Source organism: Methylocaldum sp. GT1TLB, from assembly GCF_051027445.1.
In the GTDB taxonomy this organism is placed as follows: domain Bacteria; phylum Pseudomonadota; class Gammaproteobacteria; order Methylococcales; family Methylococcaceae; genus Methylocaldum.
On sequence record NZ_CP194898.1, the window covers coordinates 4,510,656 to 4,523,343 of the forward strand.

At 56.8% G+C, this 12,688-nt stretch carries 14 protein-coding genes; 11 read left to right on the forward strand and 3 right to left on the reverse strand.

All coding sequences use genetic code 11. The features are described 5' to 3' along the window. Positions 1-20: 20 nt before the first annotated feature. From ACR2R1_RS19865 to ACR2R1_RS19915, 11 genes are all read left to right on the forward strand, one after another. Complete coding sequence (locus ACR2R1_RS19865) at positions 21-758, forward strand: protein phosphatase CheZ (protein WP_434111623.1); 738 nt, start codon at positions 21-23, stop codon at positions 756-758. A gap of 12 nt (positions 759-770) precedes the next feature. Further along, positions 771-2,987, forward strand: a complete 2,217-nt coding sequence (locus ACR2R1_RS19870; RefSeq protein ID WP_434111625.1) for a chemotaxis protein CheA — start codon at positions 771-773, stop codon at positions 2,985-2,987. Between the two features lie 24 nt (positions 2,988-3,011). Continuing rightward, complete coding sequence (locus ACR2R1_RS19875; protein ID WP_086134996.1) at positions 3,012-4,061, forward strand: protein-glutamate methylesterase/protein-glutamine glutaminase; 1,050 nt, start codon at positions 3,012-3,014, stop codon at positions 4,059-4,061. A 2-nt stretch (positions 4,062-4,063) separates the two neighbouring features. After that, positions 4,064-4,807 (forward strand): flagellar motor protein, encoded by a 744-nt coding sequence (locus ACR2R1_RS19880; protein ID WP_077730363.1) that lies wholly within the window; start codon positions 4,064-4,066, stop codon positions 4,805-4,807. Between the two features lie 7 nt (positions 4,808-4,814). Then, on the forward strand, positions 4,815-5,708 hold the full coding sequence (gene motD / locus ACR2R1_RS19885) for a flagellar motor protein MotD (protein WP_077730364.1): 894 nt from the start codon (positions 4,815-4,817) through the stop codon (positions 5,706-5,708). Continuing rightward, on the forward strand, positions 5,705-6,508 hold the full coding sequence (locus ACR2R1_RS19890) for a ParA family protein (protein WP_077730365.1): 804 nt from the start codon (positions 5,705-5,707) through the stop codon (positions 6,506-6,508). Before motD ends, ACR2R1_RS19890 begins: the two co-directional genes overlap by 4 nt. Next, on the forward strand, positions 6,505-7,140 hold the full coding sequence (locus ACR2R1_RS19895) for a chemotaxis protein CheW (protein ID WP_434111627.1): 636 nt from the start codon (positions 6,505-6,507) through the stop codon (positions 7,138-7,140). Before ACR2R1_RS19890 ends, ACR2R1_RS19895 begins: the two co-directional genes overlap by 4 nt. A 21-nt stretch (positions 7,141-7,161) precedes the next feature. Then, positions 7,162-7,638, forward strand: coding sequence for a chemotaxis protein CheW (locus tag ACR2R1_RS19900; protein ID WP_347257264.1), 477 nt, complete (start codon positions 7,162-7,164; stop codon positions 7,636-7,638). A 52-nt stretch (positions 7,639-7,690) separates the two neighbouring features. Further along, entirely contained in the window at positions 7,691-7,852 is a 162-nt protein-coding gene (locus tag ACR2R1_RS19905; protein ID WP_156879648.1) for a hypothetical protein, read from the forward strand. Beyond that, the gene (locus tag ACR2R1_RS19910) at positions 7,852-8,244 is read left to right on the forward strand and encodes a DUF2802 domain-containing protein (RefSeq protein WP_434111629.1); all 393 of its coding nucleotides are present in this window, start codon (positions 7,852-7,854) and stop codon (positions 8,242-8,244) included. The genes ACR2R1_RS19905 and ACR2R1_RS19910 overlap by 1 nt, the downstream gene beginning before the upstream one ends. Positions 8,245-8,424: 180 nt before the next feature. Then, on the forward strand, positions 8,425-9,042 hold the full coding sequence (locus ACR2R1_RS19915; RefSeq protein ID WP_077730369.1) for an HpnM family protein: 618 nt from the start codon (positions 8,425-8,427) through the stop codon (positions 9,040-9,042). 166 nt (positions 9,043-9,208) lie between these two features. On the opposite strand, the gene ACR2R1_RS19920 is transcribed toward ACR2R1_RS19915, so the two are convergent. Genes ACR2R1_RS19920 through ACR2R1_RS19930 form a run of 3 tightly spaced genes read right to left on the reverse strand, consistent with a single transcriptional unit; the run spans position 9,209 to position 12,681 of the window. Next, positions 9,209-10,864, reverse strand: coding sequence for a copper resistance D family protein (locus ACR2R1_RS19920; protein WP_434111631.1), 1,656 nt, complete (start codon positions 10,862-10,864; stop codon positions 9,209-9,211). Between the two features lie 5 nt (positions 10,865-10,869). Next, a complete protein-coding gene (locus ACR2R1_RS19925) occupies positions 10,870-11,259 on the reverse strand; it encodes a copper resistance CopC family protein (protein ID WP_240502511.1) in 390 nt (129 codons plus the stop codon). A gap of 33 nt (positions 11,260-11,292) precedes the next feature. Further along, positions 11,293-12,681, reverse strand: a complete 1,389-nt coding sequence (locus ACR2R1_RS19930; RefSeq protein ID WP_077730372.1) for an aspartate aminotransferase family protein — start codon at positions 12,679-12,681, stop codon at positions 11,293-11,295. Positions 12,682-12,688 lie beyond the last annotated feature (7 nt).

The following is a 12,688-nucleotide window of genomic DNA, read 5'->3' on the forward strand; positions in this document are numbered from 1 at the left end:
CGAATCTTTGGGGGCGGCTAATGACTGACAAGCAACCGTCCGCCGATGCGCGGATCGAACAGGCTCGCGCACTTCTGGCGGCATTGGAGCGCGGCGACGACGAGTCGGCCGACCGTATTCTCGATGATATCGGCCGGGTCCGGGAAACCCTGATGTTTCAGGAAGTCGGCAAGTTGACCCGCCAGCTCCACGACACGCTGGCGAATTTTTCCCTGGACGAAAGAATCGCGGATCTCACGGAGAACGAAATTCCCGACGCCAAAGAGCGCCTCAATTACGTCATCACCATGACCGAGCAGGCGGCGAACACCACCTTGAATGCAGTCGAATCCATCTTGCCGTTCGCCGAAAGTCTTCGCGAGCAGTCGAACGAACTCAGCGCCCAGTGGCAACGCTTTCGCCAGCGGGAAATGCCTTATGAGGAATTCAAGTCCCTGACTCAAGACCTGGCGCAGTATTTCGACATTTCCGCGGGGCATTTGCAGACCATTCAGCATAGTCTCACCGAGGTGCTCATGGCGCAGGGGTTTCAGGATCTCACCGGCCAGATCATTCGGCGCGTGATCAAGCTCGTTCAGGATCTCGAGCACAGTCTGGTCGAATTGATCCGGATTTCGGGACGGCGCTTCAAGCCCTCCGGCGATAGCGTGCCGGAAACCAAATCGGAACCACTCGGCCCGGCTGTTCCGGGGGTGGACAAGAATACCGTGCAGAATCAAGACGACGTGGACAGTTTGCTGTCGAGTTTGGGTTTCTGAAGGTAAGGCGCAATGGCGATCGATCTCGATGACGAAATCGTTCAGGATTTCTTGGTAGAAGCCGGGGAAATACTGGAAAAGCTCAATGCTCAACTGGTCGAGCTTGAGCAGTCACCGGACGATTACGATTTATTGAACGCCATTTTTCGCGGTTTTCACACCGTGAAGGGTGGAGCGGGGTTTCTCAATCTTGTCGCCTTGGTCGACGTTTGCCACAACGCCGAAGACGTATTCAACGTGCTTCGACAAGGCGAGCGGCGCGCCGACCCGGCCTTGATGGACGTCATTCTGGAAGTATTGGACGTCGTCAACGCCATGTTTCGGGACATCCGCTCCGGACACGATCCCGAACCGGCCGACCCGTCGCTGATCGATCGGCTGAAAGTTCTCGCCCAGCCGGGAAGCGATTCTACTCTTGTCCCGCCGGCTCCGGCGTCGGTGGAGCCCGAATCCGTTTCGGCGGCCGAACCCGAGAGGCTTCCGTCCGCGATGAATGTTGTGGAACAGGCGCTCGCGGCGATGCTGGAACCCGGCCAAGACGACGATCCGGCCGGGGCGGAATTCGAACCGTTGCCGGATGCGGCGGAGGAGCCGAGCCGGCCCTCGCCCGTCTCGGCGGTTGACTCGAACGGCTCGACTTCGGATGAAATCACCGAAGAAGAATTCGAGCGTCTGCTGGACGAACTTCACGGAAGGGGCAAGCATGGCGGTGTGCCCGATGCGGCGCCGCTAAACGCTCCGAATGCCAAATCGCATGATGACATCACCGAGGAAGAATTCGAGCGCTTGCTGGATGAACTCCATGGCAAGGGCAAGCACACCGGCATGCCGAGCGCCGTGGTTCCCGAGGCGCCGAGACCTGTAGCCGAGAGCGATCGCATCACTGAGGAAGAATTCGATCGCCTGCTGGACGAGCTTCATGGCAAGGGCAAGCATGGCGGTGTACCGAATCAGGAGAGCGCGCGTCCAGCGGCTCTGTCTTCGGCACCTACGGAAGCGCGCAGCGCGACAAGGGAACCGGCCAAGACCGTCAAACCACAGGCGGCCGCGGCAGTTGAAACCACGGTCCGCGTCGATACCCAGCGTCTCGACGAGATCATGAACATGGTCGGCGAGCTGGTCTTGGTTCGCAACCGCTTTCAAACCCTCAAGATCGCGCTCAATGACGAAGAGATTGCCAAGGCGGTCGCCAACCTGGACGTGGTGACCTCGGATCTCCAGCTGTCCGTCATGAAGACGCGCATGCAGCCCATCAAAAAGGTATTCGGCCGCTTTCCCCGCGTGGTGCGGGATTTGGCCAGAAGCCTCAACAAGGAGGTGCAGCTCGAGTTGCGCGGCGAAGAAACCGATCTCGACAAAAATCTTGTCGAGGCCTTGGCAGATCCATTGGTGCATTTGGTTCGCAACGCGGTCGATCACGGCATCGAGACCCCCGGGGAGCGGATCGCAGCGGGTAAGCCGCGCGAGGGCTCGGTCGTTCTGACCGCGTCTCAGGAGGGCAATCATATCGAATTGACCATCGAGGACGACGGCAAAGGCATGGATCCGGACGTGCTCCGGCGCAAGGCCGTGGAAAAGGGACTGATGGACCAGGAGAGCGCCGCCCGCCTGGACGACAAGGATTGTTACAACTTGATTTTCATGCCCGGCTTTTCCACCAAGTCCGAGATTTCCGATATCTCCGGACGAGGTGTCGGCATGGATGTGGTAAAGACCCGAATAGCCCAGATGAACGGCTCGGTAGCCATCGATTCGAGCAAGGGAAAGGGCAGCCGCATCACCATCAAATTGCCGCTGACTTTGGCCATCATGCCGACTTTGATGGTCAAGCTGAACAATCAACCATTCGCTCTTCCGTTGGCGAACGTCGTCGAAATCCTAGACCTCGACCTCACGAAGTCCAATACGGTCGATGGGCAGTTGGTGGTGCTGGTCCGGCAGCGCGCGTTGCCATTGTTTTATCTCAAGGAATGGCTGGTTCCGGGCTACCGGCATGATAGAAATCAGGACGGGAAATGCGGCCATGTAGTGGTGGTGAATGTCGGGGGACGACATGTCGGCTTCGTGGTCGATCATTTGGTCGGACAGGAAGAAGTCGTCATTAAGCCTTTGGGGGCGAAACTCCAAGGGGTATGCGGAATGGCCGGTGCGACGATTACCGGCGACGGAAAAATCGCCCTCATTCTGGATGTACCCGGTTTGATGAAACGGTACGCCTCCTTGCATTAAGCCTAGGACAACTAAGAGGTTTTCATGACGATCAGGGTTTTGGTGGTGGATGACTCGGGCTTCATACGCCGCAGACTGACCGAAATCCTCAACGCCGATGGCGACATGGAGGTCGTAGGAAGCGCCGCCGACGGCGCCGAGGCCGTGCAAAAGGCGGCATCCTTGAATCCGGACGTCATCACCATGGACGTGGATATGCCCGTAATGGATGGTATTACCGCGGTGCGCGAGATCATGAAAGATCGGCCCACGCCGATTCTGATGTTTTCCGCGTCCACCAAAGCGGGCGCCAAGGCTACCTTGGATGCTCTCGAGGCCGGCGCAATGGACTTCATGCCCAAACAATTGCAGGAAATCAGCGGAGACCAGGACTTGGCCAAGCGCATTTTGCGGCGGCGCGTTCGCGATTTGGCCGAGCATGCGGGGAGGCTGAGGCGGCTCCGTCGGCCATCGAGGCCTGTCGCCGCTCCGGTCGTTGCCCGGCCTCCGGCCGCCAAAGCGCAACTTCGGGATTTCCGTTTGCTGGTCATCGCCGCTTCTACCGGCGGCCCGGTGGCTATCCAGAAAGTTCTGACGCAAATTCCGGAGACCGCGTCGGTCCCCATTCTTTTGGTCCAGCACATGCCGGGAAATTTCACCGGCAGCTTTGCCGAACGCCTGGATCAGCTTTGCCGAATTCGGGTCAAGGAGGCCCAGAACGGCGACGAACTGCGACCCGGTGTCGCTCTTCTGGCGCCCGGCGGCTTTCAGTTGGAGCTGAGCGAGCACGGGGCGCGGAAAACCGTCGTCGTTCGGGAGAGCGGAAGCGGGGAACATTTTCGTCCCAGTGCCGATGTCACGTTTAGCTCCATAGCCAAGAACATGCCCGGCAAGGTTCTCGCCATCGTGCTGACCGGCATGGGATCGGACGGAAAGCTCGGAGCGGAAAAATTGAAAGCCAAGGGCGCGGCCATCTGGGCCCAGAACGAGCAGAGTTGCGTCGTTTACGGCATGCCGAAAGCGATCGTCGAAGCTAACCTGGCCGATTGCATCTACGATCTCGATGAAATGGCCGGCGAATTGAAGAATCTTTAGGCATGGACCCTTTAAGCATTATCGGAGTCACTCTCGGGCTCGCCGCCGTTCTAGGCGGCAATTGGCTCGAGGGTGGGCATATCCAGTCACTGCTGAACGGCCCGGCGATAGTGATCGTGTTCGGCGGTACGCTGGGTGCGACCATGCTGCAAACGCCGCCGGCAGCGTTTTTCTATGCCGTCAAAATGCTCAAATGGGTCTTCATGACGCCGCCGATAGATCATAAGGAACAAATCAAGAAAATCGTCAGCTGGAGTGCCTTGGCGCGGCGGGAAGGTCTGCTCGGCTTAGAGACCTTCATCAGCGCCGAGAAAGAACCGCTGGCGAAGAAAGGGCTTCAGTTGCTGGTCGACGGCAACGAGCCCGAGGCCATAAGGGACAGCTTGGAGGTGGAAATATACGCTCGCCAGCAGCGGGATTTGGGCGCGGCCAAGGTATACGAGGCGATGGGCGGCTACGCGCCGACCGTGGGAATCATCGGCGCGGTCATGGGGTTGATTCACGTGATGCAGAATTTGTCCGACCCCAGCAAGCTGGGGAGCGGCATCGCGACGGCATTCGTGGCGACGATTTACGGCGTCGGTCTCGCCAATTTGATCGTTCTTCCCATCGCCAACAAACTGAAATCCCGAGCACAGGCCAATAACCAGGCGCGGGAACTGATTCTGGAAGGAATCATTTCGATCGCGGAAGGCGAGAACCCGCGGAATATCGAAATGAAGCTGACCGGTTTCCTAGACGGATGACTAACGTATGTCGCGGCGGAAGCATTCGGAAGAAGAGCATGTGAACCTGGAGCGCTGGCTGGTTTCCTATGCCGATTTCATTACACTTTTGTTTGCGTTTTTTGTCGTCATGTATGCAATTTCTTCGGTCAACGAAGGCAAGTATCGGGTGTTGTCGGAGTCGCTTTCCGCGGTGTTCAAGGAGCCGGGGAAGGAGCACAACCTCGGGCATACGCTGGAGCCGATTCAATTCGGCCAGTTGAAGAAAGGACAAGACCTTTTGGGCGAACCCGCGGCGTCGGACGGTTCGGCATCGTCCCAGGACAAGACTCGGCCGATGCCGGAGAATCTCGATGCGGAATACGCCCAGCTCGAGAGCCTGGCGGATCAGATCGAAGCGGCTTTATCGCCGTATATTCAGGACGATTTAGTTGCCGTCAAACGCCATGAGCTGTGGGTGGAGGTCGAAATGAAGAGCGGGATGTTTTTCTCCAGCGGCAAAGCCGAACTTTCTAAGGAATCGCTGCCCATACTTTACCGAATGTCCGAAATTTTCCGCGAAATCGACAACACCATTCACGTCGAGGGTCATACCGATAATCTGCCGATCAACACTCCCGAATTTCCTTCCAACTGGGCCTTGTCGTCCGCCCGCGCCGCCGTGGTGGTCAACCAATTGATGAGCAACGGCATCGATCCGCGCCGCATGGCGGCGATAGGCTACGGCGAGCATCATCCGATTGCCGACAACAGGACGGAGGAAGGACGCTACCAAAATCGGAGAGTGGTCATCGTTCTGATGTCCCACGGAGCGGCTCGTTACAAGCTTTCTTCCGGGGACCGAATTGAGGATTTCGGCGCTTCGCAAAAGCCGGTGTCTACGGAAGCGCCCATCACTCCGACGGAGGTTTCGAAGCCATGAGAATCTGGGCCGTATCCAACCAGAAAGGCGGCGTCGGCAAGACCACGACAGTCGTTACCTTGGGGGGGATTCTCGCGTCGCGGGGGTACCGAACTTTATTGATCGATCTCGATCCGCACGGTTCGCTGACCAGCTATTTCCGAATGAACCCGGATCAAATCGATGTCAGCGTCTACAACCTGTTTCAAGACGCAATTGCCAAGAAAAGCTTGCTTCCGGGTCCTTATATCGCCTCTACGGATTTCGAAGGGCTGTCGGTACTGCCGGCCTCGACCGCTATCGCGACCGTAGAGCGGCAGGGGGGCGCCGGCGGCATGGGGCTGGTAATTGCCAATAGTCTGGCAGCCGTTCGGAAGCAGTACGATTTCGTGCTGATCGACAGCCCACCCATGCTGGGTGTGCTGATGGTGAACGCACTAGCCGCCTGCGAACATTTGTTCATTCCGGTGCTGTCCGAGTTTCTCGCGCTCAAAGGGCTGGAGCGCATGCTGCACACCCTGGAAATGATCGGTAAGTCTCGGAAAACGCGATTGGATTACACGGTCGTTCCCACTTTGTTCGATCGGCGTACCCGCGCGTCGATACAAACCCTCAGGGTGATGCGCGAGCGTTATGGGGATCAGGTCTGGGATTCCGTGATTCCGGTCGATACCCAGGTGCGGGAAGCGAGCGACGCCGGAATTCCGCTGTCTTATTACATGCCCAAGGCCAAGGCTGTCATCGCCTACACCGAACTGCTCGAGCATATGTTGTCGCAAAATCGATCACGCTCGGTCGAGCCGGCTTTGGCAACCGCATGAAAGCCGATCGCCTAGCCCGAAGCACAACGGGATGGCAGGATCAAGTACTCCTTTTCTATCTGCGGAGCCTGCTGAATCAAACCTACGGCCAGTCGGAAGCATTGCCGGCCGAGCGCACGGATTCCGATTCGGTAACGGCATCCCAGCCCGTCCTGTCTGCTCCCGCGGCTTTGCCCGACTGGGCGCAATCGGAATTTCAAGTGGTTTATTTTCGAATCGGTCATGCGGTTCTTGCCGCGCCGTTGACCGAGGTGAGGAGAATCGAACGCCTTGACGATTCGACGCGAGTGACGGTCTTGCCGGGAAAGCCAGATTGGTTTCAAGGGCTGACCCGATTTCAGGGCGAGATCATTCAACTGGCGGACACGGAGCTTCTCATAGGCGGCAAGCGTTCCATCTCCTTAGAAGACTCCCATCGTCATGCCTTATTGCTCAATGAAGGGCGGTGGGGGTTGGTGTGCGGCGAGATCGTCGATATGGTCCGGCTGCGCGAAAGCGATGTCCGCTGGCGCGTAAACCGATCCCGGCGAGCATGGGCGGCCGGCACGATTATCGATCGCTTATGCGTGCTGGTGGATCCGCACAGCCTGATTCCGGCCGGCCGATCCAAAAATCTGAGAGTTTTACGATAATGCTAGAGGCGAGAGGGTAATATGAGCGAAGCGTTGGCAAGACGCAGCGACCCGGTGAATCAGTGGGTCACATTCCGTTTGGGCGAAGAAACTTACGGCATCAACGTAATGCAGGTACAGGAGGTGCTGCGTGTCACCGAAATTGCGCCGGTTCCGGGAGCGCCGGATTATGTGGTGGGTATCATCAATTTGCGCGGAAACGTGGTGACGGTAATCGATACCCGGCGGCGCTTCGCGCTGCCTCCCAAGCAGCCGGACGATGCGTCGAGGATCGTCATTATCGAGGCGGACGATCAAGTCATCGGTATTTTGGTCGATAGTGTCGCGGAGGTGGTCGAACTCAGAGCCTCCGAAATCGAATCGGCTCCCAGCGTCGGCAATGAAGAAAGCGCCCGATACATTCAGGGCGTGACGAGTCATAATGGCGACTTGCTGATTCTGGTCGACCTGAATCAGTTCTTGAACGACGAAGACAAGGCGCAGCTCGATCTGCTTTGATCCCGCCCACCCTGGGAGGGAGAGCTTTTTCGAAGAATGGCGAGATAGGGTTATGGTCGAGATTCATCCCGTCGAACACGTCGGACCTTTGCCGGCGGCGAACAAGGTCAAAGGCGACGAGAATCGCAAACAGCAAAAGCCCGATTCACAAGAAAAGAAAAAACCGGGACCGGCGAGTGATGATTCGCTGCCCCATATCGATGAATACGCCTGATGGATTGGCATCTCCCCTATTTTATTCTGGTCGGGCTGATCGTCGCGTTGGTGGCGGGAATGCTCATGCTGACCCGTGCTTGCCTGGCCCTCAGGCGCGATTATGCAACGCTGGCCGCGCGGCTCGTACAGCAGCAAAACGACTTGATCGGGCTGTCGGCGGCCGCCGTGCAAGTGGATCGGCGTATGCTGGATCAAGAACGGCGGCTTCGAGAGTGCGACGAGAGACTGGCGTCGCTCTCGTCGCAGGATACCGGCTACCAATCCTATCGATCTGCAATCGAAAGACTTAAGGACGGCGTCGCTCCCCAGGAGTTGGTGTCCCAGTTGGGTCTTTCCCTATCCGAGGCAAACTTGCTGGCACATCTTTATGCGCAGCGACAGGGTCAATAAGTCGAGCCGACTGTCGAGAACGATTCTCACGCTTCTGAATCGAATACCAGGAGCTCGATTCGAAGATTATGTGTTGCTCAGACGCAAAACCGTAGCGCGATCGCAACTAAGCGTAGCGTTCTGATTGGCGTTTTATGATATAGTCGCGACGATTTCGATTTCGGACTTATGGGAAAGACAATGTTTCTTCAATTTTTCCTGGGATTGTTTCTAATTGCTTTGGCTCCGCTGTCTGTTGCAGCGGAGGCTCCTACGGAAGCCAAGAAAACCGTAGACTTGCTCAACAACACGTTAATTGACGTTATGAAGGATGCGAAACAATTGGGATATCAAGGACGGTACAAAAAGCTAGAGCCGGTGGTCAAGCAGGTGTTCGAGTTCGAGGCTGTTTCCCAGATCGCGCTTGGAAATCACTGGAAGAAACTGGATAAAGAACAGAAAAAGGCTTTTATCGAGAAGTTGACCGATCTAAGTATTGCCACTTATGCCGCGCAGTTTAACGGCTACTCGGGGGAAGAATTCAAATACGATTCCGCCCAAGACATGAAGAGCGATCGCGTGCTGCTACGCTACTTTCTTACTTCGCCGGATGAAAAGCCCATCAAGTTCGAATACATCGTGAACCAGTTCGGCGGGCAGTGGCACATCATCAATATCATCGTGGACGGTATCAGCGATTTGGCGCTCAAGAAGGCTCAATATACCAGCGTCATCGACCGCGAGGGATTCGACAGTCTTCTGAACAAACTGTCCCAGAAGATCGCCGATTACTCGAGTAACAATGCCACGTCCGGATAATGAGGCGCGGCCGCAGGCCGTGCAAATGCGTCCGAGGCGGTTCTTTCTTATCTTGGATTACAGTTCGTAACAAAAAATGCCCGTCACGTGAGTGACGGGCATTTTCGTTTGTCCCTAAGGCGTTTCAGCCACGCAACTAGAATAGAGTGCTTTTCCTGTTTCGGCTTCAGAACAACGGTTCTCGGTAGACCAGCAATATCGCGCCGATCAGGAACATCGCCACGATGGATATAAATCCCGCAATCTTTCCGTCCACATACCCGCCGTAACTCACGTTGGGTTCCGCCAAGCGCAGTTCCAGCCAGCGCCCGCTCGCCATGATGACGGCCAGGAGCCCCATCGCGGTGTGCGTGGACTGGATGAGGTATTCGCTCTTCAGCTCGAACTCCGCATGGGCATGGGTGAGCAGCAAAATGCCGCCGAACGCGCACAAGACCGGGAACGTATAGCGCAATCGGTCGGCGTTCCGATTGGTGCGCGCGCGCATCTCCATAACCCCCAATGCGAAAGCCAGAAGGGTGGCGATACGATGCTGGAACACCTCGCCGTTGCCGAAGGTGCTTTCCCAAAAGCCGATCGGGCCTAAGGGCCAAGTCTCGGCGTCGCTACGGAAGAAGAGAAAAATGCTCAATCCTACGAAGCCCAGCGGCCAATACCTCGCCCATTCGAACCGCCTGTAGTAGGAAAGCATAGCGACCAATCCCATCAAGGTCAGGAAGACTCCGGACACGTTGTGATTGTAATCCGACCATTCCGTGGCCGCGGGTGAGGGAACTTTGTCGACCACCGCCACACGCCCCGGCTCACCGGCCAGGAGTTGCTCGTGCGTGGGCGAGGTCAGGCGCGGCATGCGCGGGGTGAACATCTCGGCGACTTCGGAGACGGTCGCGGAGAGTTCCTTGATATCTTCCGACGGCGGCTGCGAGGACAGGGTGGCGGCGATGAAAAGTATCCCTACCAGTATGAAGGTCTCGGCCTCGATGTAATGCGGAACCTTGTTATTCAATCCTTCGGTTTGGCGCTGTCTCAACCACTGCCGACCGGCCCGGTGATTCAGATAGGCGAAGCCGAGCGCGACCATGAGAAGAACGACTTTGGTGACGACCAGGCTGCCGTAACCGGTGCCGAAAAGGCCATCCCAGCTGCCGACGTAAGTCCAGGCCAGGGGAAGCCCGGTCAACAGAAGAACGACGACGGAACTGACGCCGAGCATCGCGAAACGGGTGATCGCGATGGGCCATAGTGCTTTTGCCTCTTGAGATTCCCGGCTCATGTGCCAGAGCGACAAAAGTTGCGCAACGCCGCCGAACCACACGGCCGCCGCAAACTGGTGGAGAACGGTCATGGTCATGAGCTGCTCCCGATATTCGAAGCGGCCCACGCCATGCACCAGCCAGGCGCCGGCAATCACCATGGGAATCATCGAAATCGCAGCGAGATTCCACAAAAACCGCTTATCCGGTATTTGGCGCAACTGGCCGGCGATGTAGATCAGACCCAAGGCAAGCAGGAAACGTATCAAACCGGCCTGGAACTGAACGGTGCCCATATAAGCGTCGGCCGGAAAATCGCCCAAGACCGATGCCAGAACCACGGCTTTGATGATCAATTTGAGCCCTTGGGTGATAGCTAGGGCGATGGCGCCGGCGCGCAGCAAGCCAACGGCTCGGCGGACCACGGATTCATGCGCGGCGAATCCGGGCGACCATACTCTGAGGATAAACGCACTCCAGAGCAGGCTCCCCACTACTAACGCGTAGCTGATCAAAATCAGCCCGCCGAGGAAATCATCGATGAAATTGGCCAAACCTTGCATGTACATAGGGGTTACCGCGGTTCAGAGACGTGGAAACGAATGACATTTTCCGTGAAGTGTCCATCCGCAGCGAATACCTTGTATTTCAAGGCATATTCGCCTGGCGTCAGTGCGGGCACCTGGATGCGCATCTCGCCCGGTTTCTTGCCTTTTTCGATTTGTACCGGATGGAAGACATCGCCTTTGCTGACCAGAAAAACTCGGGACAAAGGCAATTCCACATTGGAATTGAAAAAGAGTACTACCGTCGTCGCGTGATTCGGCTGAATCGGGTTTTGGGTCAGAGAGGATTCGGTGACGACGGCGTGCGCCCAAGGCCGTTGGCCATAGGCCAGCAGCAAAGACATGGAAAACAGCAAAACGGCAAATTTACGGCTGCGAGAAGAGAGTGGTTGGTGCATGGTGGTGCCGGTGTTGGTCGTGGATGATGGAAATCAGCCCGCTTTGGACTTAAGTGCATGGCTGGTAAGGTTTTTCCCAAGGTCCCAGATGGCTCCGGGAACCTTGTGGCAATCGGCGATGACATCGTCGAGAGCAGTGAGGACCCACTGCGTATCGTTTTCGTTAATCACCAACGGAGGGAGAAACTTCACCACGTTCATGCCATGCCCGGCGACTTGGCTCAAGATACGATGGTTCTTGAACAGCGGAATCGTGATCATTTGGCTAAACAGCCCTTTATTGGCGGTTTCCAGGAGGTTCCATGCGGCCTTTAAGGAGAAGCTCTTGGGAGAGCCGAACTCCAGAGCGATCATCAGTCCCTTTCCGCGGACTTCCTGGAATAACTCGTACTTGTCGACCAGGTTCTGCATTCCGGCCAGAAGTTTTTCCCCGAGATGTTCGGCATTCTCCAGCAGCTTTTCATCATCGATGACCTTGAGTGCAGCGAGCCCCGCCGCCATGGCCATATTGTTCTTGGAGAAGGTTGAACCATGAACTACGGCGCGATCCATACGGCTGAAGACGGCATCCATGATGCTCTTGGTCATCGCCACGGCGCCCACCGGGATGAAACCACCGGACAGTGCCTTCGCCATCAGAATCATGTCGGGTTTCACGCCCCAGTGCTCGATAGCCCAAAACTTGCCGGTGCGGCCGATGCCGGTTTGGATCTCGTCGGCGACAAAAAGCGTTCCGTATTTGGCGCACAAGCGAGCCGCTTCCGGCAGGTAGTCGTCGCTCGGCAGGTTGACGCCTTTTCCCTGGATCGGCTCGACGATAAAGGCCGCGACATCTTTGTTGCGCAAGGCCTCGTCCAAAGCCTTGATGTCATTGAACGGAACCGTGACGCATTCCGGCAACAAAGGACCGAAACCTTCGCGGAAAATCTTTTCGCCGTTCAGTGAAAGCGCGCCCATGGTGAGGCCGTGGAACCCGTGATCACAGTAGACGATTTTTTCCCGCCTGGTCGTATAGCGGCTGAATTTGATCGCCGCTTCGACGGCTTCCGCACCGGAATTGCAAAAGAACATCTTGCTGAGATTGTCCGGGCAGCGCTTCAGAATTTGCTCCGCGAGGAGACCGCTCAGCACGGATACGTCCATCTGTACCATGTCTGGCAATTCGCTTTGCAGTACGTCCTGAAGCGCCTGAATGATCTCGGGATGATTGCGGCCTAGGGCAAACACGCCGAAGCCGCTCAAGAGATCCAAATATTCGTTATTCTGATCGTCATAAAGATACGGGCCACGGGCTCTGGTGTAGATGCGGTCATAGCCGATGGCCTTGAGCACCCGCACCATTTGGGTATTCAAGTAATTTTCGTGGAGTTCGAAGTTCTTGCCGCGATGGGTGGCCAGCAAATCCGCAATGTAGGTGGACATCAAGACC

What these genes read in the sequence shown, in the direction of transcription:
- ACR2R1_RS19865 (WP_434111623.1), top strand. Translation starts at nt 21, where the DNA reads ATGACTGACAAGCAACCGTCCGCCGATGCGCGGATCGAACAGGCTCGC.
- ACR2R1_RS19870 (WP_434111625.1), top strand. Translation starts at nt 771, where the DNA reads ATGGCGATCGATCTCGATGACGAAATCGTTCAGGATTTCTTGGTAGAA.
- ACR2R1_RS19875 (WP_086134996.1), top strand. Translation starts at nt 3,012, where the DNA reads ATGACGATCAGGGTTTTGGTGGTGGATGACTCGGGCTTCATACGCCGC.
- ACR2R1_RS19880 (WP_077730363.1), top strand. Translation starts at nt 4,064, where the DNA reads ATGGACCCTTTAAGCATTATCGGAGTCACTCTCGGGCTCGCCGCCGTT.
- motD (WP_077730364.1), top strand. Translation starts at nt 4,815, where the DNA reads ATGTCGCGGCGGAAGCATTCGGAAGAAGAGCATGTGAACCTGGAGCGC.
- ACR2R1_RS19890 (WP_077730365.1), top strand. Translation starts at nt 5,705, where the DNA reads ATGAGAATCTGGGCCGTATCCAACCAGAAAGGCGGCGTCGGCAAGACC.
- ACR2R1_RS19895 (WP_434111627.1), top strand. Translation starts at nt 6,505, where the DNA reads ATGAAAGCCGATCGCCTAGCCCGAAGCACAACGGGATGGCAGGATCAA.
- ACR2R1_RS19900 (WP_347257264.1), top strand. Translation starts at nt 7,162, where the DNA reads ATGAGCGAAGCGTTGGCAAGACGCAGCGACCCGGTGAATCAGTGGGTC.
- ACR2R1_RS19905 (WP_156879648.1), top strand. Translation starts at nt 7,691, where the DNA reads ATGGTCGAGATTCATCCCGTCGAACACGTCGGACCTTTGCCGGCGGCG.
- ACR2R1_RS19910 (WP_434111629.1), top strand. Translation starts at nt 7,852, where the DNA reads ATGGATTGGCATCTCCCCTATTTTATTCTGGTCGGGCTGATCGTCGCG.
- ACR2R1_RS19915 (WP_077730369.1), top strand. Translation starts at nt 8,425, where the DNA reads ATGTTTCTTCAATTTTTCCTGGGATTGTTTCTAATTGCTTTGGCTCCG.
- ACR2R1_RS19920 (WP_434111631.1), bottom strand. Translation starts at nt 10,864, where the DNA reads ATGTACATGCAAGGTTTGGCCAATTTCATCGATGATTTCCTCGGCGGG.
- ACR2R1_RS19925 (WP_240502511.1), bottom strand. Translation starts at nt 11,259, where the DNA reads ATGCACCAACCACTCTCTTCTCGCAGCCGTAAATTTGCCGTTTTGCTG.
- ACR2R1_RS19930 (WP_077730372.1), bottom strand. Translation starts at nt 12,681, where the DNA reads ATGTCCACCTACATTGCGGATTTGCTGGCCACCCATCGCGGCAAGAAC.